Source organism: Gordonia sp. YC-XJ4, from assembly GCF_059511865.1.
The window spans coordinates 188,758-212,978 of record NZ_CM183447.1 but is presented as its reverse complement, the minus strand read 5'-3'; the positions used below and the strand labels follow the sequence as shown (position 1 = coordinate 212,978).

Here is a 24,221-nt window from a genome sequence, read left to right as displayed (position 1 = left end):
GACAACATGGTGGTGTACACGAGCTTGGACGCCGACGAGGCCGAAGCCGCGCGTCGGGTCGATACGATCATCGACTGGCTCCTCGACATCGAGATCATCGCACCGGCCGAAAAACCAGATAGCTTCCTGGGGCAGTATCGCGAGGGCCGTCGCTTCGCCCACGCCTTTCACCCGGCATGGATCCCACCGGAAGTCGTTGCCGGAGGCGCGGGGTGGTTGTTCGGGGTTCGGGTCGACAAGGGCTGGCAGATCTCGTGCAATATGGACGGGTTTGAGGACCCGCCGTGTCCGAGGTGCGGCACGCAACTACCCGATTCGGAGATCGGCGATCTCATGGTCGAATGGCTCGAATCCCAGACGGAACCCCGAGTAACGTGCGCGAACTGCGCACATGCCGACCTATTGGGCAACTGGCCACATGTATTCGCCGGATATGGAAACTACGGATCGGTGTCGTTCATCAACGCCTTCCCAATGATTGACGAGGTTGAACGCGAGATCCTCTCACGCCTGGGCGGTCGACCTCGAAAGCTCTACGTCCACATCTGATCACACGACACCATCGGCGACATCCTTCAGATACCCAACCGGCGCGCCACATCAGCTCCACCGACGCTGCACACGAAATCCGGATCGCCGCACACCACCAGCTGATCACGAGCCCGCGAAAGTCCCACGTATAGACGTTCTTTGGATCGGTCCCGAGGCGCGGACTCGTTCAGTGCGAGAACGACGACGCGCCGCTCCAAGCCTTTGAACCCGAGGACGTGGCCGTAGAAGACTTGGTCGTCGTCCCAAAACGTGTCCCAATAGGCCTGTGGCCCTTGCTGTTGCCGCGCGATCTGCTCATTGTGTCGGCTACCGGTTGTGAGCAGAGCGATGTCCTGGAAACGCCAGCCGTCGTCGAGTAGCAGGTCGACTTGATCGTCGGCACAGCCGAGCGCCTCGTCCGGTGTGCACGCCACGAAGCGCACATCGGGCCCTTCTCCTCCCCGCAGCTGCATGCGTTGTCCGACAAGCGGGCTGAAGGCCGACGCGATCTGGCGGGTGTTCCGCAGGTTCTGATCCAGGAGGAGCGGAACCAGGGACACCGGCGGCGCCCCGTGCCGATCGAACACGCGCTGCGCCTCATCGCTGAACACATAAATGCCACTGTCGTCGGGGTCTCGCAGACACGCCAGGATCGGCCGCCACCATTCGTCGGCGAAGTCTTGCGCCTCGTCGATGACGATGGCGTCGAAGCGATGTCCGGGTTCCAGCGCCTCGGCAAGATCAGTCATCTCATTCGGCAGCTCGTGCTCCCAGAAGTGCTGTGCGGCATCGCTGACGACCGACTCGTCAGGTCCCGTTGCCGCTCCCCACTCGATGCCCAGCTGATGGAATTCGCCCACGTATGCGGGTCGTTCGGTGTACTTCCAGCCGGCCACCAGACGGGTCAGATACGAGGCGAGACCGTGCGAATAGCAGAGCAGCGCCACCCGTTGGCCGGCCTTGGTCAGTCGCCGGGCCTGCTCGACGGCGAGGAAGGTCTTGCCACTGCCGGCCCCGCCGCGCACCTCCACACGGTGCAGCAGTGCGATGGCGTTCAGTAGCACCGACTGTTGCTCGGTCAGCGCGTCGGCGGCTTCCTCGTTCTCGAGTGATCGGGCAACGACATCGCGTTGAGGCAGTCCGCGCCCCCTCAGTGTGGTGACGAGTTGCTCGATCGCGGAGGCATCGAGAGCTGGCAGGTCCTGCTCCTTGTCGAGGAGGACCCGACGGATGAGTGGGACGAGGTGATCGAGCTGGTTACGATCGACGACCTTCCATCGCGGGCAGTCCGGCAACGCGAAGTCGACGTCGATCAGCGACTGCGGTAGCACCACGACGTGATCCCACCGCAGGCGCCCGCGCGTCCACGCCGGGTGAGTCTCGACGTAGGACCGCAACGCGTAACAGGCGCCACGTGCTTGGGCAACGGGGTCGATCCGCTTCGGCCGGTTCCCCGGCCGCGACTGCAGCCAGCCGTCACCGTCATGCCAGACCTCACCACCCTTGACCTCGACGCACACGATGCCCGCGCCGGCGATCGCGACCACGAAGTCGGCCTCGTGGTCCTTCTCGTGATCGGTCACCCGCTGACCGTGGATCACCAGATCGTCGTCGGCCAGCTGGTCACGCAGCGCGAACCACACCGATCGCTCGGTGGGCGTGGCGAACCGAGGGGACTCGGGGAACATCTGGGGCACAGCGACCTCCGTTCGGGCTCACCCTGCACTCTGTCAGATCGAACAGACACCCATGGGCACAGCACGCTTCGTGAATCTGAGCGAAGGACAACGAAAGCCGGAAACAGAGGACACGTGCCGCCCTTCGGACAGGTCGCGCCGAGATCGTCGCTGCGTCAACGGTCGCGACACGTGTCAGGCCACGCGACTGAGACCGAGGCGCTCATACGATCGCTCACGCGGCGAAGTCCCGTAACCGCGTAACCACCTCGTCGAGTCCCACCCCACCGGCAGACACATCCTCGATGAACCGCTCCGCACCGTCGTCGTACAAGGGTGTATTCAGCGGGCCGACAATCTCGTTGGCACGCAGCATAAGCCAAGCCGAAGCCCACGCGGTTCGCTTGTTGCCGTCGACGAGGCACTGAGTGGTGGCAAACGAGTGCAGCAGCGCGGCCGCCTTGGACCACACACCCACGTAGGCGTCCGCTCCGAATGCCGAGGTCTGTGGACGCGCGACATTCGCCTCGAATTGGTCGCGCTCACGAGCGTGCGTGGTGAAGCCGCACGCGATGGCGCCGGCGACGAGGATCTCCTCGCCGCGCAGATAGACGACACTCATGCCAGCCGCCGGTTGAGTTCGGCCGACCAGTCGGCGATTTCACGGGACAGCTCGAGGATGCGTGCACGGCGTTGTTCCTCGGTCATGCCAGCGATCGCGGGGTCCCGCGACTCGTCGTCGTGTCCCTCGTGTGGGCGTTCGGTCATCGTGATCACCCCTTCCTGTCGGTGAGGAGCGATCGTATCGGCGGCCCGATGTTGCGGGCCATCGATTTTCGTCGGTGCTACTTCACCTGCGCCCCATCCCCCATCACCGCTCCCTCACGTCGAGGGTCGGCTCCGCCGATCCATCCGCCTCCCGATCGCCACAGGGCGCTTAGTCCGCTGGACTGATCGGCCACCGACACCTGCTCACCGCGTTGCCGCAACCCCGCGACGAGTGGATCGTTTGCGCCGTCGTCGGCGGTGTTGACCAACGGATGCTCACCACCGACGTTCGACACCGGCGTGTTGGCCGAGCCGAAGTCGATCATCGACACCGCCTGCTGCGGGTTGAGGTTCCAATCGAGCATGCCGACAAGCGTTTTCACGACGAACTGGATGATCACCGATCCGCCGGGCGAACCGAGTGCACCGACGAGAGTGTCCGGGGCGCCATTGGTGCCGGGTCTCATCACGATCGTCGGCGCCATCGACGAGCGCGGGCGCTTGCCCGGCGACACCCGGTTGGCCAGCAGCGCACCGGAGGCGTCGCGGGGTTCGGCGGAGAAGTCCGTGAGCTGGTTGTTGAGGATGAACCCGTCGACCATGTGGAAGCTGCCGAACGCCGACTCGACGGTGGTGGTCATCGTGGCGGCGTTGCCGTAGCGGTCGGCGACGGTGATGTGGCTGGTGCCGTGCTCGGTGCCAGGATAGGAACCGAGCGGGACGTCGCCCAGGTTTCCGGGCTGGGCCTCGCCCAGCGAGGTGGTCGGGCGGATCAGTGCGGCACGCTGTTTGAGATAGGCCGGGTCGAGCATGGTGGCCACGCCGCGGCCGGGCAGCGGGATGAAGTCGGGGTCGGCGACGTACTTGTCACGGTCGGCGTAGGCGAGGCGTTCGGCCTCGTTCACCAGGTGCACGGCTACCGGGTTTGGTCGCCCACCGTCGCGGTTTACGTCGGTGGGTCCCATGGCCGGCAGGTCGAAGTTCGACAGGATGCCCATGGTGGAGGCGACGGTGATGCCGCCCGACGAGGGGCCGGGCATTGCGACGATGCGGTAGCCGCGGTAGTTGGTGGAGACCGGGTCGCGGCGCTTGGCTTGGTAATTGGCGAGGTCGGCGGTGGTCATCAGGCTGAGCGTCATGCCGGCGGCCGCCGATCCGGCCTTCTCGACGATGGCCTGCGCGATCGGTCCGGTGTAGAGCGCTTGCGCGCCGTCGGTGGCGAGCGCACCGAGGGTCTTGGCGTAGGCCGGATTGGTCAGACGGGTCCCGGTCGTCTTGGGTGTGCCGTCGGGGTTGAGGAAGTAGCTGCGTGCCTCGTCGTCGACGGAGAGTTGCTTCGCCGAGTCGGCGATCGCCGCGGCCAGGCGGGGTGAGATGTCGAAGCCGTTGTCCGACAGCTGTATCGCCGGATCGAACAGCGACTTCCACGAGGTCCGACCGTACTGGTTGTGCATCAGCTCAAGCATTCGGACGGCGCCGGGCACTCCGATGGAGCGACCCGATGCCCGCGCGTTCGGCTGCGGCGCCCGCTGATCGGTGGGACTGATGTAGCGCAGGTAATCCTCGGTGGCCGCGGCAGGCGCGGTCTCACGGCCGTCGAAGGCACTGACGGAATGACTGGCCGCGTCGTAGTAGAGCGCGAACGCTCCCCCACCAACGCCCGACGACTGTGGCTCGACCAGTCCAAGGACCGTCTGCGCGGCAACCAGCGCATCGGCGGCGGTACCGCCATCACGCAGCACATCACAGGCCGCCTGGGTGGCGAGCGGATTGGCGGTCGCAGCAGCGTAGGAGTCGGTCTCCACGGGCTGCATGCCGATGCGGTAGCCGGTGGCGGTCTCGGGGCGGGTGGAGATGTCAGCCGACGGCTGCGGAGAACCGCTGGCATCGAGTTGTGTGCCGGTGGCGATCTCGCCGCAGGTGACGGGCGTCGCGGCCGAGTCCGAGTTGTCGGTCGAACAGGCAGCGAAGATGAGTGCGGGGGCGACGACGAGAGCAGCGGCCCGCAGCAGGTGGGTGGTGCGAGGTGGACGGCGCATGCGTGTCAACCCTAGACCGTGGCCTGGTTGTACGGCTGCAGTCGACAAACGCAGCAAGGGCGAGTTGTGCCTATAGGTGTCGGCCACTCGTGATCTACTCCCAATCGTGACCGATCCGCTCGTTCCTGGCATTTACGAGTCTGTCGTGACGGAGACCCTGGACCACAGGCTTGCCGAGTCCGCTCTGGCCGCAGAGTTCTCCCGCATCACACCGGACGACGAACCGCACGTCTACGCACGGCACATCGCTGCCGTCGTCGAGCGACACCTTCGTCTCGCCGACAAGAACGATCGGCGCGACGCCGCCAACGCGATCATCACGCAGTTGATCGATGGTGGCGTGGACACGGTGTCGCGCCGCGACCTTCTCACCTCGCTTCATGAGTCGACTCGTCCAGCTCCGCGTCGCCCGGCAACACCGATCTCCGAAGTCACACTTTTGACGAACACTCGCGATGAGCCCAACATGGCCAGCGAGATCGCTCTCGAGCTCGCGAGCGCTGATCGGGTCGACCTCCTCTGTGCGTTCATCCGTTTCGCCGGCATCGCGGTCATCGGCCGTGAGCTTCGGGCGCTGAGAGAACGTGGCGTCCCTCTGCGTGTGATCACGACGACCTACCGGGGCGCCACCGAACGGCGCGCCATCGACGATCTGGTGACAAAGTACGAGGCCGATGTACGCATCCGCTACGAGACCGCGTCCACCCGGCTGCATGCGAAAGCCTGGTTGTTCCGACGAAACTCAGGTTTCGACACCGGGTATGTGGGCAGTTCCAACCTGTCGCGCTCAGCGTTGGTCGACGGCCTCGAATGGAACGTCCGCATCTCCGGTGTGAGCACGCCAACGCTGGTACGTAAGTTCGAAGCGACATTCGACACGTACTGGAATGACCCGGCATTCAAACCCTATGACCCGGCAACCGATGCGCACCAACTGGATACAGCCTTGGCCGAGGCCGGCGGATCTGGCTCGGGACGCGAGACCATTACCGTGTCCGGGTTGGACGTCGCGCCCTATCCCCATCAGGAGCGAATCCTCGAAGCACTCTCGGTAGCGCGAGAGGTGCACGGCCAGCACCGCAATCTTGTCGTCGCGGCGACTGGAACCGGCAAGACCGTTGTCGCGGCATTGGACTACCGACGTCTCTGCCAAGAGTCTAAATCGTCACCGAGTCTGCTCTTTGTCGCGCATCGCAAGGAGATCCTCGAACAGTCCATGCGCAAGTACCGGGAAGTCCTGGGCGACGGTAGTTTCGGTGAGCTCTTTGTTGACGGTCACCGTCCTACCGAGTGGCGGCACGTGTTCGCCAGTATCCAGTCCTTGAGTGGGCGCGGTGCCGCCGACATCGATCCAACCGCTTTCAACGTGGTTGTCGTCGACGAGTTCCATCACGCCGCAGCGGCGACGTACACACGGCTCTTGGATCGCATCCAACCCCGAGAGCTACTGGGTCTCACTGCTACTCCAGAACGCACAGACATGCTCGATATTCTGCGCTGGTTCGGCGGACGGCCCACCTACGAGTTGCGACTATGGGACGCCCTCGAGCAGGACCTCCTGTGCCCGTTCCACTACTTCGGCGTCGCCGACAACACCGACCTACGAAATGTGACCTGGTCACGTGGCGACTACAACCAGAACGACCTCGAGAACGTCTACACCGGCAACGACGCTCGCACCCGCCTCATCTTGCACGCGGTTCGTGACTACGTCACCGACCCGCTCACCATGCGCGCCCTCGGATTCTGCGTATCCATCACGCACGCCGTCTATATGGCCCGCGAGTTCTCATGGCAGGGCATCCCGTCAGCCGCCATCTCGGCCAACACACCGAGTGCCGAACGCGCGCAAGCTTTTGCCGACCTTCGGCATGGATCGATCCATTGCCTGTTCGCAGTCGACATCTTCAACGAGGGCATCGACATTCCCGACGTCGACACGCTCCTTATGCTGCGCCCGACGCAGAGTGCGACAGTGTTCCTTCAACAGCTCGGCCGAGGATTGCGACGCAGCGCAGGCAAAGCCGTCTTGACGGTGCTCGACTTCATCGGCCATCAACGCGCGGAGTTCAACTTCGCTCCACGCTTCACCGCTCTCACCGGCGTCCGCGGCCAACACCTCGTCGATGAGATCGGTGACGGCTTCCCATTCCTACCCGGCGCAAGCAGACTCGTGTTGGATCGTCAGTCTCAAGACATCGTGCTCGACTCGGTAAAACACGCGCTACCAAAGAACAGGCGGTCTGCTCTCGTTGCGTCGGTGCGCGAAGTCAACGCTGCCATCCTCGGTGACTACCTGCACGCCACAGGTAGCGACCTCGCCGACATCTATTCCGGTAGTGGCACCCGTGCATGGACGCCTCTTCTTCGCGACGCCCACTTGGATACACCGGCCCCAGGACCGGGAGAGGACGCGCTGCTCAAGCGTGTGCGAGCGCTCGCCCACGTCGACGACCTTGAACGCGCGACGGTTTACCGTCGACTCGCAGCTGTCGACGGACCGAGCTACGACGACCTGAACCACCGCGAACAGACGCTGGCTCGCATGCTCTTCTTCACGCTGTGGTCTGATCTCGGTGGATTCGCAGGCTACGAGCAAGGGTTTGAGTATCTGCGTACCCATCCGGCGATCTGCACAGAGATTCAGCAGGTGCTCGAGGTGTCCACCCACAGCATCCGCCACGTCCCGCGCGCAGCCGACGACATCGACCCGGAACTTCCGTTGCTCACACACGCCCAGTACCGCCGCGAGGAAGTGCTGGCCGCCATCGGCTTCGCCAACCTTCACCGAAAGGCGCGCGGACAGGCGGGCGGTGTGACCTGGAGCGGGAAGACCTGTGCGCTGTTCGTCAACCTCCACAAAGACGAGCGCGAGTTCAGCCCCAGCACGATGTACCGCGACTATCCAATCTCACGCACCGAATTCCACTGGGAATCACCCAACAACACCGCAATCGACTCCGATATGGGTCGACGGTTCGTGCAGCAGCGCACCAATGGTTGCGTCGTTCTGTTGTTCGTCCGCGACCGACCCAACGGAGACTTTGGAGCAGCGCCATTCATCTTCCTCGGTCCGGTCGACTACGTGAGCCACCAAGGCGAACGGCCGATCGCGATCACGTGGAGGCTGCGTCGGTCGATGCCGGTGGACGTGTTTGAGAGCGGGTCGGTGGTGGCGAGTTGACTCTTGACCGGTCGACGCCGAAGGGTGGGTTGGGCAGTAGGTAGTCGAAGTGGCGGCCCCGGAAGTTGTCGTCGGTGAGGGTGTCAGTTGAAGTAGATGTTACCTACCTTCTGACCTTCTGATGATTATGTCGGACTTGCCTACGGCGTAGAAGCAGACGTTGATCTCATGCCCGTTGAGCAAGGGCCGAGCCTTGTTTCATCGCCAAGACGTGGTCACATGCGATGGAGAGCACTCCTTCGGTACCGGCCGCGGGGTCATAGATGGTGCGGACGGTGCCCGGATTGGTGATGTGGCCGAGCGGCTTCGGTGACTACGGACCAGCTGCTGTCCACCACCCGGAGGAACCTCCCGCGAAATCGGACTCTTCGGACGCAATGAGTGCGTACCGTTCTGGCGATGCACCCCATCGTGGGCGTGAAGACTTCAGGACGATCGGTGACGATGAAGACGGTATCTCGTTGTGTGGCAGCTCTATCGGCGGTACTAGTCGTCGTACTGACCGCGTCCGCGTGTAGCAGCACCTCGTCGACCTCGGACGCCACCTCGACGACCACACCCGCTGTCGCGCCGAATACGGTCACCACGACCACCGAGGTCCTGCCTTCGACCACGGTCGCCACGACGCAGAACGCGGTTCCGCCGGCGGCAACCACGACCGCAGCGACCGAACCGGCAACCATGCCGAACGTCGTCTGTATGAACCTGCAGGCCGCGCAAAACGCCATCCAGCGTGCCGGAGTCTTCTTCTCCCGCAGCGAGGATGCAACCGGCGAAGGCCGAAGCCAACTCGTCGACAGCAACTGGATCGTCGTGTCGCAGACTCCTCCCGCCGGAAGCCCAGTGACCGAGGGCCAGGCCGTGCTGTCGGCGGTCAAGATCGGCGAGCCGAATCCCTGCTGAGCACCGAGCTGCCCAGCTTCGTCTCGCCCCGGAGATCGGCCTGCAGCGCCACATCCGCACTACACTCCACCCATGCCCACCGATCCGCTCACCCTCGGCCAGCAGTTGGTCGCGGTCCTGGAGGGCGGGCATCGCACGGCGACCTACAAGCTCGCGGTGATGGTCGCGTTGTTGGATCTCGCGGTCGAGTCGGTACCCGACGATCCGGGTGCCGCGGTGTCAATCGATCTCGACGAACTCACCGAGCGGGTGATGGCGCTCTACTGGACGCAACTGCGGCCGCTGGACGAGAAGTCACACGTGATCCTCCGCCAGTCCAACGACGGGCGTGGGGTCGTGTTCAGTCAGCTCACTGCACTGCGTGCTGCGTGTGCCACGGCGCGGCTGCGTCAGATTCCGATCGAGAGCGCCAAAATGGCTGTGCCACAGGAGTACCAGGCAGCGCAGTCGGCGATCAAGAAAAACCTGGTGCGCTATCCGCTGAAGCTCCTGCAGCGCGTCGGCACCGGAACCTATGAGTGCTTCCTCTACGACGACTCGTGGTTGGGCACCGACTCGACGCGCGTCATCGACGCCCACGGCAATCAGATCGAACTGTTCCCCGGTGTCTGCCACACCCTCGCCCGCCTCGCCCCGCTGGTCAAGCCTGCGTTCCAACTCGCCTGGGTCGACGACGTCCGGCGCATGAACCGTGAGGTCCTCGGCGACGAGCCCGACATCGCCGCACACCTCTTCGGCACCGAACGCGTCTCCCTCGCCCGACCGGCCGAAGTGCTCGCCGAACAGTTCGGCAACGACTGCTTCTACTGCAGCACGCGGCTGGGCGCGGGGCGCCACGTCGATCACGTACTGCCGTGGTCGCGCGTCGGGATCGACGGACTGACCAACCTCGTGCTGGCCTGCCAATCCTGCAACACCAGCAAATCCGATCTCCTCCCAGCGCCGCCACACGTCACCCGCGCACTCGACCGCGGTCGCGCCGTCCTCGACTCCCTCGCCGAAACCATCCACTGGCCAAGCCAATTCGATCGCGTCGTCTCCGCATCCCACGGCCTGTACTCGACGCAACCCGCCACCACGCCGACGTGGTACGCCCCCAAACGCATCGAACCCCTGCAGCGCGGCGACTTCCGGTGGACGGACGCACGGTTCTGACCCGACCCTGTCGGTACCCACGTCTACTGTGCAAGTCGCCCCGCCACCTGCGGGGGAACACTCACCGCTGACGATGGAGCCGCATGACCACCTCTCCCGAACAGATCATCACCGACACCTGGCGAGAGTTCACCGAGGATCTCGCCGGCCGACTCGGCGACCTCGCCCCCGGACGATTCGACTTCCTCGAAGCCTTCCGCGCCTCAGATCATCTGCAGCTCATCACCTTCCGCGCCACCAAACCCGGACGCATTCGCTGCACCATTGCCGACGACGCGCTGGGCGACGACAGACGGAACGATGCGGCGTTGACCAGCGCCGGTTTCCGGCACCTACCCAGCCGTCGTGAACACGTCCTCGACATCACCCGACGCCAGCACGGAGTGACCGCCGTCCACTGCATCCGGCTCCTGCGCGAGACCTGGGAGATCCCGTTTCCCACGTTCCTGTTGCTACGCGACGCCTGCAGGACTTCAACACCGTTCGCAGACCACGCGCCGCTGTACTCGGCCGCCGGCAAGCGCCATCTGTGGGCGGTACCCGACCTCGAGGACTGACCGCGTGACACTGCGGCCCCACGCGGTGCCACCCGGGTCCGGGATGCCCGGGTTGGTCGAACCACCGCCGCTGATGTCGAAAGCATTGAATGCTCCTTCAGCGCTGCAACCCCCGAAACCAACATGGGAGCCTGCCGGCACATCGGCGGGGAAGCCCTGCCCCCACTTGAGCTCTTCCACACAGGAGAGGTAACAGTCTGGCGCGCAGGAACAATCACGCTTCGGTTGTCATACACCACTCAACAGGACTCCACTCACCACCGCACCAGATGGACGTGCCATTAGCGCAGGCCGATCCGCATCAGGTCAGTAGGCGGTATCACCCTCTGTCGCTGCGCTACCCAACCGACGGCTGCAGTGCGGCGCCACGCCTGTCGTTCATCGTCCCAGCACACGTCCACACAGGTCCAACCGATTCCAAAAGAGACTGCTCAAGCGATACCGGCGACCAGATGCGCGTGATTACATCACCGCATGCAGCTACTTTCGCCACGGATCTCGCGCACCAAGTCGGCCGTGCTCATCGCGATCCTGACGTGTCTGGCCACGATCGCCGCGCTGGCCGGTAACCCGCCACCTGCCGCCGCGGCGACGTGCGGTGACCAGGTCGTGGTCCTAGGCGCCCCTGGCTCCGGTCAACGCGGGCAAGGCCTCAACGGGCTCGGCACCGAGGTAGCCCACGCCTACTCCGACTTCGTCACCCAGATCCGCAGCCGCGGTATCACCAAGGTCCGCTCTCAGACCGTCGACTATCCTGCCGCCGCCGTGTCCGTGCTGGCACAACTCCCGAACGGGCCCTCCCAGTACTTCGCGGGCCTCGACAAGGGCCTGACAAACACTCTCGACCAGCTCAGGCAGATCAAGAGCGGGTTCGACGCCTCCGGCGCCGCGTGCTCCGGCGCACGGATCGTCCTCATGGGCCTCTCCCAGGGCGCGATGGTGATGCACCGAGCCCTCGAAGCTCTCGCGCCAGGCGGAAAATCCGCCAATCCCGCCCTGTTGGACCGGATCGCCGGAGCGCTACTCATCGGTGACGGCGACAAGATGCCTGCCGACGTCAATCTGTTCCACACGTTCCCTGCGGCCACCTTCCTGTCCCAGGGCATCGCCCAGAACCCTGTGTTCCGGGGACTGTCCGGCGCCAGCGGAAGAACCCTGCCCGCCGCGGTCCAACCGAAGGTGTATGACGTGTGCTTCACCGGCGACATCGTCTGCGACTCCGGCGTCGCCGCATTCGCCTTCCGCAACCAGTTCTTGTGGGCCACCGCAGTCGCAAGCGGTGTGGCCGTCCACTCGTACCTCTATCGGAACACCGATTACGGCGCCGTCACACCTCTCGCCACCCAGGTCGCCAACATCGTCAAGGCCGGATCGCCGACCACCACAACACCTTCCACCACCACTCCGCCGCCCAGCACCCCGTCCGAGCCGAACGGCCATCCGGCCGGAGACTGCGGCGGCCGCGTGCAGGCCTCACCGACCCCCACCGTCTGCTTGATCGTCCGCCAAAACGTTCCAGTCGCAGCCGACTACTCCAATGCCGCTGCGCTGAGTAAAGGATTCCCTGTTCCCGATGGCACGGTGGACCTCCCACCCGACGCCTACACTGCAGTCGCCGCTCTCGGATTACGTCTCACCCGTACAGAGAACGCCTCGGCGGCCACCGGGATCAAGATCGACGTGACCGGAACCCCCACAGCCGCGCCCGGGATCTATCCGTTCGACATGCTCTACACACCAGCGAGCACCGGTCAAACCGTCCGCTACATCGACTACATCCAGATCGTTCCACGCTCCACCCCTGATGCGTAACACCACGACCTGGCGGCCCGGCGTGGAGGTTTTGCGGGTCTATCCGAAGACGGCCCGCGCGGCGTGGTCCATGATGTGGGCATGGATGTGGGTGAGGGGCAGAGTCGGTGTGCGCGAATAGGAGTCGTTGATGACCATCCGTCGATCGTGACCGGGGTGAAAGCGATCCTCGGTGAGCAGCCGGACCTGCAGTTCGTGGCGGGGGCAGCAACGGTGCCGGACTTACTGGACAAGACCCGCGATCTCGATCTCGTGATTCTCGATCTGCGATTGGAGGATGGTTCGGTGCCGCAGAATAACCTCGCCACCCTCACCGAGGCGGGTATCCCTGCGGTGGCCTACACCTCGGGTGACGAACCGTATCTGGTTCGTCAGGCGGCCAGCGCTGGAGTCAAGGCTGTCCTACGTAAGAACGTCGACGACACCACCCTGCTGTCAGCGTTGCGATCGGTCCTCGCTGGTGAGGAGACCCCCACCGTGGACTGGGCGGCCGCGATCGACGCCGACGAGGACTTCGTCGACCTTCCTCCGCAGCTTCGTCGGGTTCTGGAACTCTACGCATCCGGGGAATCGACTGCAGGAGTGGCGAAGGAGATGAAGCTTTCGACGCAGACGGTCAAGGACTACGTCGGCCGGATTCGCCTGAAGTATGCCGCGGTGGGCCGCCCGGCTCCAACGCTGCAGCATTTGACCCTTCGAGCGATAGAGGATGGATGGCTCCCTCTTCCACGCCGCCTGCGCCGCCGCAAGAAATAGCCTCTTCCGCCCCTGCCGACCTGGACGAGACAGCCGGGCAACGACTCATCCGACAGTTCGCGGAGTTCGTCGCCTGCGGCTACCTGGCGTATCTGCTGCTCACTTTGCCGGCGATTGCCGCCTCCTTATCGGTAATGCACCTGTGGTGGACGATCCCCGCGGTGTGTGTGGTGTTCGGACCCGGAATCGCGCTGGGGCCGTTGGCGTGGCGTGCGACAGCACAACAGCTACGCCTGGGTGCTCTGCTGGCCACGATCGGTTACCTTGCAGCCGTCGCCACCTGGTGGTTCGGCTGGAACGGCACCCACCTGACCGGAACCACCAGTATCTGGTTCTCCCTGTTCTGTGGTTTGGCGGCGATCGCAGCAGCGTTGGCCCTGCGACCCTCGTATGCGTTCATCGTCCTGGTCATCGTGGTCACCTCCACAGTTGCGATCAATCACGCCGCTCGCAATCCTGCCGCCAACGGTCCCCTGATCCCTGACATGGCGTGGGCGTTCGCGTTCTCGCTGGTCTACTTCGCCGCCGCCGTCATGGGCTTACGCACCGCTGCGGTACTCGACGCCACCCGAGCCCAGGCTTATGCCGCTACCGCCGCGGCGGCCGCGTCACAAGCCCGCACCGATGAACGCGTGCGGTTCGACCAACTCACCCACGACGGTGTCATGACAAACCTCCTCTCCGCCGCCCGTCAGGGCGCCTCCCCCCAACTCGCCCGCCAGGCCCAAGCGACCCTGACCGACCTCGCCGTGATGCGCACCGGCGTCGACGACGACACCGATGCGCCGATGTCCGCGACCGACGCCGTCGACCACATCCGGCTTCTCACCCGAACCGCCACACCCCGACTCCAGTTCGTCGACGCCACCACCGGCACCGGCGACGACACACCGTTGCCCGGTCACGTCGTGCGTGCCATGGCCGCCGCTGCCGCCGAAGCCGTCCGCAACAGCAGCCGCCATGCCCCGACCGCACACGTCGTCCGCGTGACGGTCACGCCTTCCCCCGGGCGACTCCGCGTGACGGTCGCCGATGACGGGCCGGGTTTCGACCCAGATGCAGTCCCTGCCGACCGGTTCGGCATCGCGGTCAGCATCCGCCAGCGCATGGCACAAATAGGCGGCACAGCCGTCATTGACTCCGCACCCGCCCACGGCACCCAAGTCGCCCTCGATTGGTCACACCACCCATGACCGCAATCACCGATGGCCCACAGGACATCCGCGACCTCCTCGGCATGCGCACCCGTGGAGCGCAACTCATTCTGGCCAGCTACATCGCGGCCATCATCGTGGTCACCATCGCCACGATGCACACCTTCACCACCGCCTGGCCCGCAGCGGCGGGGACACTGGTCCTGATCGCGGCGACCCTCACCCTGGTCTTTGTCCCCGGCGACCCACTACCGCTGTGGCCCACTCTGGCGCTGACCGTGTCCGGGCCCATCGCCTGCGCACTGCTGCTCTCAGTCACCCCCGGAGTGCTGGGATCAACTCTGCAGACCTGGATTCACGGCGGCGGCACCACCATCTACTGCTTCATGAACGTCCGAGGCCGCCGGATCACCCCGTGGATAGGGTTGGCAGGGATGGCGGGCACCTTCGCGTACTGGGCCGGCAGCACCGGCCACGGCGCCGCCTACGGCATCAATCTCGTCGCCATCGACGCTGCACCACTGACCATGGCCGCACTACTGTCCTTCACCCTGCGGCCCACCGCAAAGTCGGTATTCACGCTCCGCGCGCACACCACCGCCCGCATCGCCGAGGTCGCAGCACAGAACGCCGCCTCCGACGAACGCAGCCGCCAAGTACGCCACCTCGACGCCCTCGCCCGCCCCATGCTCGAACGCATCGCCAGCGGCGAACCACTCACCACAGAGGAACGCGAACAATGCGCGCTACTCGAAGCTCATCTCCGAGACCGGCTCCGCGCACCGATCCTTTCGACACTCGAACTCGACGACGCCGCCTACAAGGCCCGCGCCCGCGGCGTTGAAGTCGTCATCCTCGACGACTCCGGCACCCCCGACCACGACCCCGCCGTGATCACCGCGGTCCACAACGCAGCAGAACAAGCACTCCAACACGCCACCAACGGCCGCGTCTGTATCCGTATGTGGCCAACCGGACGCGCAACCATCGCCTCGGTCCTGACCATCGATGACATCGGCACACACCGCGTCGAAATCCCCACCGACACCGCCGACAGCCGCGAGCACACGCCCCCGCCCATTTCGCCGAACTAACCGTGCCCCCCGCACGGGTGCCACCCCAAGATCTGTCTGGTCCGAGTTGTCAGCCTCTCCTAACGTGATCTGCACCCCCGCAACAAGATCCCGGCAGGAGCACAACGGCGATGACAGTGACCCCTCTGCATGCGACAACTCTGCGCACGACCCACCACCGCACAAACACCCACCGCGTAACCCTCCAGCACACCGTTGCGCCGCACGCACCCCACCTGCGCGCGACAACCATGGTCCCCGCGAACACACCGGCCCCGCGACCACGCCCCCAGCTCAGCAAGCGCGAAGTCGAAGTCCTCGTCGTGTGGCTCACCCACGACTCGAAAGAACAAGCCGCCCAACAACTGTTCCTCAGCTCGTCCACCGTCAACACCCACATCGCACGCATCCGCACCAAGTACCGCATCATCGGGCGCCCCGCGCCAAGCAAAACCGCACTACTCATCCGCGCCCTGCAGGACGGCTACTGCAACCTCGAACAACTCGCCCCCGACGACGACCCAGCGCCCGGCCTCGGCGCCTGCGTTCGGTAACACGCGAATCCGCGCGTGCTAAATGGACTGACACAGCAGCGCCGCGTGCTGACCGTGGGCGTCGGTCAGCACGCGGCGCTTGTCAGGGCGTACGTACACGCTCGCAATCATTTACTGCGGCCGGGGGAAATCCAATCTGGTCCTCCGTGTGGTCGCCCATTCGACCGCATCTAGCCCACCCACACCGGAGAATCGGGATGCTGGCACTCGCAGACCGGCGCAGCCGCGAACGACTTCTCCAGCGCCGCTTCGGAATCGAGTGATCTCACGCCTTCGGCGTCGGCACCGTCTCGGCCTTACGGAACGGTCCGGTCACCCACTGCCGCGAGAACCGCGGTTCCGGTTGTCCGGCAACAGACGTCACTGTGCGGTCGCGGGCAGGCCGGCCGGCGAGCCGGTGCGAGAGCCACGAGACCGCCAGCGGCCCCGAGAGCGGCAGCAGCGAGAAATGCTCACTGAGTTGATCACGCACATACGTCACCGACGCCCCGTTCTCGCGGTAGCGCTCGACCAGGCTGTCGATGTCGTCGACGTCGATCACCTCGTCGCGCACCGCCTGCACCACCAGCAGCGGGATGGTCGGTGTGTGACTGCCGAGTTGGATGTCGGTCATCATCTCGGCGATCTCGGGTTGCGCGAGCATGTCGGCCACCGGGATGTCGAGATAGTCGTCGATGTCGTGATTCTTGAATTCGCGCAATGCTTCCGGTGTTCCGGTGCGCGCGATCGCGTCGAGGTTGCGCCGACCCGCCTCGGTGGCGTGCTCGTTGATGGCGGCGTCGAGCGCGGGGTAGACGCGCCGCAGCCCGGCGATCACCATGATCGGCAGCGCGGCGTGGAATCCCCCGTTGAGGCGCAGTAGCGCGGAGGCCATGTTACCGACCGGCGAGCCGAGGACCGCGCCGATCAGGTTCAGTTCCGGCGCGTACGTCGGTGCCATTTCGGCAGCCCACGCGGTGGCCAGGCCGCCGCCGGAGTAACCCCACATGCCGACCGGCACGTCGGGGGTCAGGTCGAGTTCGGGGAGCGCGAGCGCCGCGCGGATGCCGTCGAGCGTGCGATACCCGGGTTCGCGGGGCGCACCCCACGCACCGAGCATGCCCTCGTGGTCGGGGATCGACACCGCCCAGCCCTTGGCGAGTGCGCGCCGCACCACCAGGAACTCGAACGGCGCCACCGCGCGCCGCGCGCCTGTCCCCTTGCGCAACGCGTATGACGGGAAGCAGCTCGAGGTGACGGCGTCGATCGCGCACTGGAACGACAGCAACTGGAACTTGGCCCCGGTCGCTCGACGTCGCGGCAGGACGATGGTGGTCGCGGCCACGCACGCCACACCGTTGAGGTCGGTGGAGCGGTACAGCACCTGCCAGCCCATGTTGCGGTGATGCGAGGTCCAGAAGTCCTTGAGCTCCACCTGCCGCGTCCGAATGATCTCGCCCGGTGTCAGGCTCTCCAAGCCCTCCGGAGCGTCGTAGAAATCGTCCTCGGTGGGCAGGATCGGCGCAGGAGCCTCGTCCACGACGTCCGCGCCGCGTGCCGCTGCATTCGCCGTGCTCAGGTCGGCAACCATCACACACCTCTTTTCCGTGTCGCGGCACCCGCACGCCAGGTCAGACGGGTGCAGGTGCCCTCTACGTTCTTCAACGGTCGGGGGCCGCACAGCCATTCCAGCATTGCCAGGTTCAGGGCGTACTTTCAGGTTCGACGAGTCGACGCGCACGCAAGGAGAACCATCGTGACCATGACCACTCTCGACCCGATGACCGCGCTGATCGTCATCGACATGCAGCGCGGGATCGCATTCCGTGACGATCTGGCGCCGCATCCGACGGCGCAGGTCATCGAGCGAATCGGCGAGCTGGTCACCGCCTTCCGCGCGCACGATCTGCCAGTGGTGATGGTCAACGTCGCGGGCATTCCGCCCGGCCGGACCGACCGCAACGCCGGGCAGCCGGCGCGCACCATCGCACCGGAGGCCACCGAGTTCATCGATCAACTCGCTCCCGAGCCCGGCGACATAGTCGTCACCAAACACTCGCGGAGCGCCTTCGTCGGTACCGGGCTCGTCGAGACACTGCGGGCGCGCGGCGTCACGCAGGTCGTCGTGGTCGGCATCGCCAGCGGCGCGGGGGTGGAGTCGACCGCCCGCGACGCCCACGAAGCGGGCTTCCATGTGTCACTGCCGACGGATGCGATGACCGACTCGAGCGCTGAGCGTCACGCGCACAGCGTCGAGTCGATCTTCCCGCAGATCGCCGAGACCGGTTCCACAGCAGACGTTCTCGCGCTCATCCCCACAGGTGTCACCCGCCCTCAGTGACCGATCTGCTCGTCGAGCCAGTCGAACATCCGCTGGCCGGTGAGCGCACGCGCCATGGGCTGGCAGTGCCAACTGGCACCTTCGGCCGCGGTGAACTCGACGAGGGTGGTGGCACCGCCGGACATGTCGGCCAGCTGCTGGGATTGTCCGGGCCAGAACTGTTCGTCCTCGGGTGCGGTGATGAACATCGGTGTCCGGATCAAACCGGCGACCTCGGGCGTGAGTGTGTATCGCGCAACGGCTTTCATCGTGGCCGCGTAGCCCGCTTGGCCGTAGGGTCGTGCACGCCAGTCCCACATCTTCTTGGTGGACTTGCTCATCTTCATACCGATGGCCATCATCTGGTCGAAGTCGTGGTCCTTGCCCTCGGCGATCTTCTTGGCCAGCGAGTGCCCGACGTTCTCCAGCCACGACGTCTCGACCCGCACCACACCCGGGTCGGCGATGGCCGCGGCATACCGATGTTCGTAGGCCAATGCGCGAGGTACCCAGTAGCCGGCCTGGCTGATGCCGTACACGGCGAGTCGGCGGGGATCGACTCCGGGGAGTCCGACGACGACGTCGGTGACCGGCGTCAGCACGGCCTCCCAGTCCGGGCGGAACAGCAGGCCCTGCTCGAAGAGCATCGACTGCTGGCCGGGCCCGTCGAACATCACCACCCGATAGCCGCGGGCGAGCGCGCCGTGCGCGGCCGCCGACCACTGGCCGGTGACGGCGCCGTCGCTGCCATTGACCATCACCAGTGTCGGTCGCGGCGAGTCGCCCGCACCGACCGGCGAGAGATACCAGCCGGGTAGCCGGGTGTTCTCGTACGGGATCGAAAGTCGTTGCGCGTCAAACGGTCCGTGGTCGATGAACTTCTCCCACGCGGCCCGGTGTTCAGCGAAGATGGACATCCGCTCGTCGTCGTCGGCGATGCCTTCGAGCGCGGCGAAGGCCTGCGCCAAATAGGTGGCGGCCCGCAGGTAGGCGAACGCCGCGCTGTAGTGGTATCCGGATGCCGCGGAGGTGTCGGCCTCGCTGCGGAGTCGGCGGCCGAGGTTGTGCCAGGCGGTGAACCAGTCGCGTTCGTGACCGTCGCCGATGCCGTTGATCGTGGCAAAGATCTCGCCCGCATCGGCGGCGCCCGACGTGCAGTAGCCGAGCAGACAGCGAACGTCGAAGTCGCGGCCGGCGTCGTTGTAGAAGCCGTTGCCGTAGGCGGTGTGGATGGCATGCGGAGTGTGCATGGCGGGTGAGCACTTTCTCTCTCGTGGGTACCCCCGGTGGGGGGGCAAAGCTGGTGTCCGGCGACCGCCGACGATCAGCTGATGATGTTGTGCGGAACGAGGTCACCGATGTTGGTCGGCGGCAGCGCGCGGACGACGACCATGATGGCGTCGCAAACTCCTCCACTCGGGACGCCCGTCTGGCACACGTAATGACCGGTCTTGTCCCAGTTGAGGCAGTGCCCCTCGAAGCAGTAGGTCAGGCCGTCGGCGGTGCGCGACCACGGCGGCGTCGGGGGCTTGGACACGTTGACCGGGTTGGCCGACGCCACGCCCGCGGTACCCAGAAAGGCCGCGCCTGTCAGTGCGGTGGCGGCGAGGGCGCGGATGATGGTCTTCGTCATGACGGTGGTTCTTCCTGTTCGGGAGGGCAGTTGATCGGTGCTCTCACTGTCCGTCACGGCGCCGGTGCCAGGCATCTGCGCAATGACCGAGATTTTCGTGCCACCGCCCGCCACGACTGCTGCGCACTAACCTGAGTTCATGGTGCGAACGCACAGGCCGGATCGTCGGGCGACGATCGATGCGATGCGCGCCGCGCTCGCCACGGCCGTCGCCGGGACGTCATCTTCGGCGCCCACCACCTTGGTCCTCACCGCCGGTCCGGGCACCGGGAAGTCGCACACCCTCGCCCTGCTGCGGTCGGAACTCACCGTGCGCAGCCGATACGCCTGCGCCGACGACCTGTCGTGGCGGCAACCGTTCATGGTGGCCGCCGTCCTGGTGGGAGTGGACCTGCCTGCGACGATCCCCGACGGCTTCGCCGACGTGCTGTATGCCAAGGTCGACGAGCTATGCGCCGACGGTCCGCTCGTCCTGTTTCTCGACGACGCGCAGCATGCCGACGCCTCGTCGCTGGAGCTGTTGTCACAGTTGTCCAGGGCGGCAAGGGATTTGCCACTCGTCCTGGTGGTGGGGCGCCGCCCATTGCCCGAGCGTGAGTTGCTGACCCGGCTGATCGCCCGACCGCAGGTGGCGCAGTGGTCGTTGCCGCCGATGCGCGACAAGGAGATCGCCCATCTGTGTCGTGACATTCTCGGCGCCGAACCCGACGACTCCCTGGTCGCCGTTCTCGCGCCCGCGGGCGGTAATCCGCTGCACGCAATCTCCTTGCTCCGCACCCTTGTACACTCCGGCGGCCTACGCGTATCCGGCGGCCGGGTCGGCGTGTCCCACGATGCGACGGTCACGCATCCCGGTGATGACCGCGACGCCGTCGCCGAGCATCTCGCCCTACTCGACCCGCAGGCTCGCGACCTCACCCAACGACTCGCGGTCTGGGGTACCCCGGCCACTCTCGCCGACCTCGCCGCGATCGACGACAGCCGCCCCGCATCGTTGGTGGCCGCCGCCCAGTCGGCCGTCGATGCCGGCATCCTCGTCGCCGCCGACGACGGCACCCTGGCCTTCACGCACGACCTCTACGCCGAGGTCACCTACGAGCATCTCGCCCCGCCCTTCCGGTCGGTCCTGCACGACGCGATTGCCGATCTCCCGCAAACTACAGCCAATCCGCACCGCGAGGCCCATCACCGGCTGGCGTCGGGAACCGACGAGCAGGCGACGCGCACCGCGGTGCAGCGCGCGCGGTCCGAGTTGGAGAACACCCCCGCGGTGACCGTCGACCTCCTCGACACCCTCGCCGGCCGTCCCGCTGCCACCACCACCGGGTCGGCCGGAGTGCATCTGCCCCTGGCGGTGGCGCTAGCACGCACGGGCCAGTTCAACCGCGCCGCCGACGCCGCAGCCGAAGGCCTGATACACACCACCGACCTCGACGAATTCGCCTCACTGCGCGCCGTGCAGTTGTTCTCACACATCGCCCGCGGCGACACCCGCAGCGCGCGCGATCTCATCGACGACACCCTCACGTTGCCCGTCGATGACGATGTGGCCCAACGCCTGCAGGCCCTGCGCCGACACGTCGATCTGTTGGAGGGTTCCACCCCGGTACCCGACCAGCCGTTCTTCGACGCCGCCACCGATCTCGGTACGCTGTCCGCGCCGGCGCTGACCTCGGAGGGACTGCGATTGTTCCTCACCGGTCATCTCGACGAAGGCCTCGAGCTGACCTTGCGGGCATCGGCACAGCAGACGCCCGACCAGACCAACCGGACGCTGACCACCTCGTCGGCCGACATCTGGCCGCCGCTGATCGAGCTCTACGCTCGTGGCCCGGCGGCAGCGGCCGACCTGTTGACCGGCATGACACACCTGCGTACCGCGCGGGGCACCGACTGGATGGCCGCCTATCACGAATTCACCAACGCCGGAATCGAACTCGGCCTCGGCCGTCTCGACGACGCAGCAGCAACGTGGGACGCCGGACTGGATCTCGCGGCGTCGGCCGACATGGGCTGGACCTCCATCGCCGACGGTGGGCGTGCCCTGGTCGACGTGCTGCGTGGTGACCTCGCCGCGGCGTCGAGCCGCCTGGAGGCGTGGGCGGGCAATGGTCTGCCCGACCAGTTCGGGATCGACATCCACGCGCGCGTGGCGAACCTCCTGCTCGAGGCGCGCCGCAAACCACGACCAGCCGCCGCGGGCATGGGAGCGGTCTTCACGCATGCGGTGTCGCGGCGGCTGTACGCGTATGTGCCTGCCGTGGCGATGGATTGCGCACGAGTGGGAACCCGAGCACAGGACCTGACGCTTCTGGAGATGGTGGCCGACACCCTCGAGGATCTCGGTGAGCCCGCCACACCCTATGCGAGTGCACAGATCTCGCTGGCGCTCAACCGATGCGCTGCATCGCTCGGGCGTGTCGACCTGCACGCGCTGATCGGGGTCGGCGTGGAGTCGGCGGAGGCGTTTCATACCGCAGGCGACCAGTTGCTACGAGCCTGGGCTCTCGAGGAGATCGCCTGCGCAGCAGCCTCTCTCGGTGACCGCGACAAGGCCCGGGAGTACGGGAGGTCGGCGCTGGCCCTGACTCAGGGGATGGGTGCGGTAACGGTGTCGACGCGCATCGCCTCCCGCCTGCGGCCCATGGGCCTGCGGTTGGATCCGAGCAAGATTCGAGAACGGCCCACCCACGGGTGGAAGTCCTTGACCCCAACGGAGCGGACGGTCGCCGAGTTGGTGGCCACCGGCGCCTCGGGACCCGACATCGCCGGTCAGCTGGTGATCTCCACCCGCACCGTGCAAACCCACGTCTCGCACGCGCTGACCAAGTTGGGCCTGCGGACCCGCGTCGAGCTCGCGGCGTATGTGACGACGCGTCAACATGATTGAGGGTGTGGGTCGGCAATCGGGCCGAATTCCCTCGGTCAGACGACAAGACAGCCGCACACATCGCCGCAAGGCTGTCTACCATTTTTCCGTGCCGAAGTTCGCAAACCACCTGATTCCGGATTGGCAGCCCGACCCAGCGATTGCGAAGTGGGCCGACCGAAACAAGTTCGGGTCCGCCACAGAGATGTCAGAGGCGTCCCTGAGGGCGCTGCGCAAGCGAAGTTCCAAACCGCCGGTGGGCCTCTACATGTGGGAGTCCGAGAAGCACGAGATCTACATCGGCATCTCGAACGCCTCAGTGTGTACACGGCTTCGTCAGCACGTCGCCAACTACCCTGAGGCAAACATCCAACGCTTTCGTTATCGCGCCAACGCAGGCAACCGGAGCGCGCTACGCGACATCGAACGCGACCTCATTCACGATGCTCTCGCGCAGGGGTTCACCGTATTCAACCGTGAGCACAGCGCCGTCATCCATGGGGCATCGGTCTTCGACGACAAGATCTCCGTCGAACGTCAACAAGCGTGGTTCCACGATCCTGTCGGCCAGAACAGCAGCATTTCTCACGCGCTCTCCCGCACCGCGTCCGACGAGGCACGCGCGCGGAAGCGCTTCGAGAAGTTCGTCAAGTTGCCGTTCGCCGACGACGTACTCGACGCCCTGTCGCTCTACCTCCGGGCGTGCACACCGTTCCCGGAGGAGACGGAGAACGAATACTGGAGTCTCACATGCCTTCCACAATGGTCAGACAAAAGGATCGTGACCCTCAACATGGGGTACCTGGAGATGTTCTACGCACATCACGATCCCCGTAAGAAACGCACCTCGATCTACGTGGGTGCGGACTCACCGTCTCTACCGCCGGCCCGCACCTGGTTGCGCAACTGGAGATCGGGCATGAAACGTCGCGGGCTCGTGCATGCCATCGGAGCTCCGAATGAGGAAGGGCTCGAGTTCACGTCGGTCGAGAGCTTCATCGAAGTGATGACCACCTCGCCCGAGGTACGTCAGGCAGTGGCGCGGTTCGCGCTCGACCGGATGCGCAAAGGGCGGGTCGCGGGGCGATACCGCGACGCCCACAACGTTCTTCTCGCCGACAGCGCGCTGGACAGAGCTGCGCGGTGGACGCCCGCGACCTTCGGCTCCCCACACTGACCGCGGCGGCTGGTTGGCATTCGGATACCGGCCGACATCCGCCAGCCACCGCTCGTCTCACTCCAGCGGCCGCCCCTCATC

20 protein-coding genes are annotated in these 24,221 nt (G+C 65.7%); 13 read left to right on the top strand and 7 right to left on the bottom strand.

All coding sequences use genetic code 11. The features are described 5' to 3' along the window. The first annotated feature begins 24 nt into the window (after window positions 1-24). A complete protein-coding gene (locus AC5ZH6_RS00940) occupies window positions 25-549 on the top strand; it encodes a hypothetical protein (protein ID WP_496168213.1) in 525 nt (174 codons plus the stop codon). Window positions 550-575: 26 nt separating this feature from the next. On the opposite strand, the gene AC5ZH6_RS00935 is transcribed toward AC5ZH6_RS00940, so the two are convergent. The 4 genes from AC5ZH6_RS00935 to ggt form a co-directional block, all read right to left on the bottom strand. Continuing rightward, complete coding sequence (locus tag AC5ZH6_RS00935; RefSeq protein WP_496168211.1) at window positions 576-2,228, bottom strand: nuclease-related domain-containing DEAD/DEAH box helicase; 1,653 nt, start codon at window positions 2,226-2,228, stop codon at window positions 576-578. Window positions 2,229-2,442: 214 nt separating this feature from the next. Then, complete coding sequence (locus tag AC5ZH6_RS00930) at window positions 2,443-2,829, bottom strand: type II toxin-antitoxin system death-on-curing family toxin (protein ID WP_496168210.1); 387 nt, start codon at window positions 2,827-2,829, stop codon at window positions 2,443-2,445. Next, window positions 2,826-2,975, bottom strand: a complete 150-nt coding sequence (locus tag AC5ZH6_RS00925; RefSeq protein WP_496168209.1) for a hypothetical protein — start codon at window positions 2,973-2,975, stop codon at window positions 2,826-2,828. Before AC5ZH6_RS00925 ends, AC5ZH6_RS00930 begins: the two co-directional genes overlap by 4 nt. 77 nt (window positions 2,976-3,052) lie before the next feature. Next, window positions 3,053-5,014 (bottom strand): gamma-glutamyltransferase, encoded by a 1,962-nt coding sequence (gene ggt / locus AC5ZH6_RS00920; protein ID WP_496168207.1) that lies wholly within the window; start codon window positions 5,012-5,014, stop codon window positions 3,053-3,055. Window positions 5,015-5,120: 106 nt separating this feature from the next. On the opposite strand from ggt, the gene AC5ZH6_RS00915 reads away from it, so the two are divergent. The 9 genes from AC5ZH6_RS00915 (at window position 5,121) to AC5ZH6_RS00875 (ending at window position 16,162) form a co-directional block, all read left to right on the top strand. Then, the gene (locus AC5ZH6_RS00915) at window positions 5,121-8,198 is read left to right on the top strand and encodes a DEAD/DEAH box helicase (RefSeq protein ID WP_496168205.1); all 3,078 of its coding nucleotides are present in this window, start codon (window positions 5,121-5,123) and stop codon (window positions 8,196-8,198) included. A 444-nt stretch (window positions 8,199-8,642) separates the two neighbouring features. Further along, on the top strand, window positions 8,643-9,101 hold the full coding sequence (locus AC5ZH6_RS00910; RefSeq protein ID WP_496168203.1) for a PASTA domain-containing protein: 459 nt from the start codon (window positions 8,643-8,645) through the stop codon (window positions 9,099-9,101). A 72-nt stretch (window positions 9,102-9,173) separates the two neighbouring features. Beyond that, a complete protein-coding gene (locus AC5ZH6_RS00905) occupies window positions 9,174-10,256 on the top strand; it encodes an HNH endonuclease (protein ID WP_496168201.1) in 1,083 nt (360 codons plus the stop codon). 83 nt (window positions 10,257-10,339) lie between these two features. After that, entirely contained in the window at window positions 10,340-10,813 is a 474-nt protein-coding gene (locus AC5ZH6_RS00900) for a TY-Chap domain-containing protein (RefSeq protein ID WP_496168199.1), read from the top strand. Between the two features lie 474 nt (window positions 10,814-11,287). Continuing rightward, window positions 11,288-12,625: a cutinase family protein gene (locus AC5ZH6_RS00895; RefSeq protein ID WP_496168198.1), complete on the top strand. Its 1,338-nt coding sequence runs from the start codon at window positions 11,288-11,290 to the stop codon at window positions 12,623-12,625. A 156-nt stretch (window positions 12,626-12,781) separates the two neighbouring features. Continuing rightward, on the top strand, window positions 12,782-13,381 hold the full coding sequence (locus AC5ZH6_RS00890; RefSeq protein ID WP_496168196.1) for a LuxR C-terminal-related transcriptional regulator: 600 nt from the start codon (window positions 12,782-12,784) through the stop codon (window positions 13,379-13,381). Further along, window positions 13,339-14,574 (top strand): sensor histidine kinase, encoded by a 1,236-nt coding sequence (locus AC5ZH6_RS00885; protein WP_496168195.1) that lies wholly within the window; start codon window positions 13,339-13,341, stop codon window positions 14,572-14,574. The genes AC5ZH6_RS00890 and AC5ZH6_RS00885 overlap by 43 nt, the downstream gene beginning before the upstream one ends. After that, window positions 14,571-15,629 (top strand): DUF8320 family protein, encoded by a 1,059-nt coding sequence (locus tag AC5ZH6_RS00880; protein WP_496168194.1) that lies wholly within the window; start codon window positions 14,571-14,573, stop codon window positions 15,627-15,629. The genes AC5ZH6_RS00885 and AC5ZH6_RS00880 overlap by 4 nt, the downstream gene beginning before the upstream one ends. 110 nt (window positions 15,630-15,739) lie before the next feature. Continuing rightward, window positions 15,740-16,162, top strand: a complete 423-nt coding sequence (locus AC5ZH6_RS00875; RefSeq protein WP_496168193.1) for a LuxR C-terminal-related transcriptional regulator — start codon at window positions 15,740-15,742, stop codon at window positions 16,160-16,162. A 265-nt stretch (window positions 16,163-16,427) separates the two neighbouring features. Here the strand turns inward: AC5ZH6_RS00875 and AC5ZH6_RS00870 are convergent, their stop codons facing one another. Next, the gene (locus AC5ZH6_RS00870; protein ID WP_496168191.1) at window positions 16,428-17,732 is read right to left on the bottom strand and encodes a lipase family protein; all 1,305 of its coding nucleotides are present in this window, start codon (window positions 17,730-17,732) and stop codon (window positions 16,428-16,430) included. A 165-nt stretch (window positions 17,733-17,897) separates the two neighbouring features. On the opposite strand from AC5ZH6_RS00870, the gene AC5ZH6_RS00865 reads away from it, so the two are divergent. Then, window positions 17,898-18,482, top strand: a complete 585-nt coding sequence (locus AC5ZH6_RS00865; protein WP_496168189.1) for a cysteine hydrolase family protein — start codon at window positions 17,898-17,900, stop codon at window positions 18,480-18,482. Here the strand turns inward: AC5ZH6_RS00865 and AC5ZH6_RS00860 are convergent. Next, a complete protein-coding gene (locus tag AC5ZH6_RS00860) occupies window positions 18,476-19,711 on the bottom strand; it encodes an alpha/beta hydrolase family protein (RefSeq protein WP_496168188.1) in 1,236 nt (411 codons plus the stop codon). The genes AC5ZH6_RS00865 and AC5ZH6_RS00860 overlap by 7 nt on opposite strands. Window positions 19,712-19,785: 74 nt before the next feature. Continuing rightward, complete coding sequence (locus AC5ZH6_RS00855; protein WP_496168186.1) at window positions 19,786-20,094, bottom strand: hypothetical protein; 309 nt, start codon at window positions 20,092-20,094, stop codon at window positions 19,786-19,788. Between the two features lie 139 nt (window positions 20,095-20,233). Here AC5ZH6_RS00855 and AC5ZH6_RS00850 point away from each other — a divergent pair, with 139 nt between their 5' ends. Together AC5ZH6_RS00850 and AC5ZH6_RS00845 are read left to right on the top strand one after the other, a co-directional pair. Then, entirely contained in the window at window positions 20,234-22,984 is a 2,751-nt protein-coding gene (locus tag AC5ZH6_RS00850; RefSeq protein WP_496168184.1) for a helix-turn-helix transcriptional regulator, read from the top strand. Further along, the gene (locus tag AC5ZH6_RS00845; protein ID WP_496168183.1) at window positions 22,977-24,140 is read left to right on the top strand and encodes a GIY-YIG nuclease family protein; all 1,164 of its coding nucleotides are present in this window, start codon (window positions 22,977-22,979) and stop codon (window positions 24,138-24,140) included. Before AC5ZH6_RS00850 ends, AC5ZH6_RS00845 begins: the two co-directional genes overlap by 8 nt. Window positions 24,141-24,221 lie beyond the last annotated feature (81 nt).

What these genes read in the sequence shown, in the direction of transcription:
- AC5ZH6_RS00860 (WP_496168188.1), bottom strand. Translation starts at nt 19,711, where the DNA reads ATGCACACTCCGCATGCCATCCACACCGCCTACGGCAACGGCTTCTAC.
- AC5ZH6_RS00925 (WP_496168209.1), bottom strand. Translation starts at nt 2,975, where the DNA reads ATGACCGAACGCCCACACGAGGGACACGACGACGAGTCGCGGGACCCC.
- AC5ZH6_RS00880 (WP_496168194.1), top strand. Translation starts at nt 14,571, where the DNA reads ATGACCGCAATCACCGATGGCCCACAGGACATCCGCGACCTCCTCGGC.
- AC5ZH6_RS00885 (WP_496168195.1), top strand. Translation starts at nt 13,339, where the DNA reads ATGGCTCCCTCTTCCACGCCGCCTGCGCCGCCGCAAGAAATAGCCTCT.
- AC5ZH6_RS00905 (WP_496168201.1), top strand. Translation starts at nt 9,174, where the DNA reads ATGCCCACCGATCCGCTCACCCTCGGCCAGCAGTTGGTCGCGGTCCTG.
- AC5ZH6_RS00895 (WP_496168198.1), top strand. Translation starts at nt 11,288, where the DNA reads ATGCAGCTACTTTCGCCACGGATCTCGCGCACCAAGTCGGCCGTGCTC.
- AC5ZH6_RS00845 (WP_496168183.1), top strand. Translation starts at nt 22,977, where the DNA reads ATGATTGAGGGTGTGGGTCGGCAATCGGGCCGAATTCCCTCGGTCAGA.
- ggt (WP_496168207.1), bottom strand. Translation starts at nt 5,014, where the DNA reads ATGCGCCGTCCACCTCGCACCACCCACCTGCTGCGGGCCGCTGCTCTC.
- AC5ZH6_RS00930 (WP_496168210.1), bottom strand. Translation starts at nt 2,829, where the DNA reads ATGAGTGTCGTCTATCTGCGCGGCGAGGAGATCCTCGTCGCCGGCGCC.
- AC5ZH6_RS00900 (WP_496168199.1), top strand. Translation starts at nt 10,340, where the DNA reads ATGACCACCTCTCCCGAACAGATCATCACCGACACCTGGCGAGAGTTC.
- AC5ZH6_RS00855 (WP_496168186.1), bottom strand. Translation starts at nt 20,094, where the DNA reads ATGACGAAGACCATCATCCGCGCCCTCGCCGCCACCGCACTGACAGGC.
- AC5ZH6_RS00850 (WP_496168184.1), top strand. Translation starts at nt 20,234, where the DNA reads ATGGTGCGAACGCACAGGCCGGATCGTCGGGCGACGATCGATGCGATG.
- AC5ZH6_RS00910 (WP_496168203.1), top strand. Translation starts at nt 8,643, where the DNA reads ATGAAGACGGTATCTCGTTGTGTGGCAGCTCTATCGGCGGTACTAGTC.
- AC5ZH6_RS00875 (WP_496168193.1), top strand. Translation starts at nt 15,740, where the DNA reads ATGACAGTGACCCCTCTGCATGCGACAACTCTGCGCACGACCCACCAC.
- AC5ZH6_RS00870 (WP_496168191.1), bottom strand. Translation starts at nt 17,732, where the DNA reads ATGGTTGCCGACCTGAGCACGGCGAATGCAGCGGCACGCGGCGCGGAC.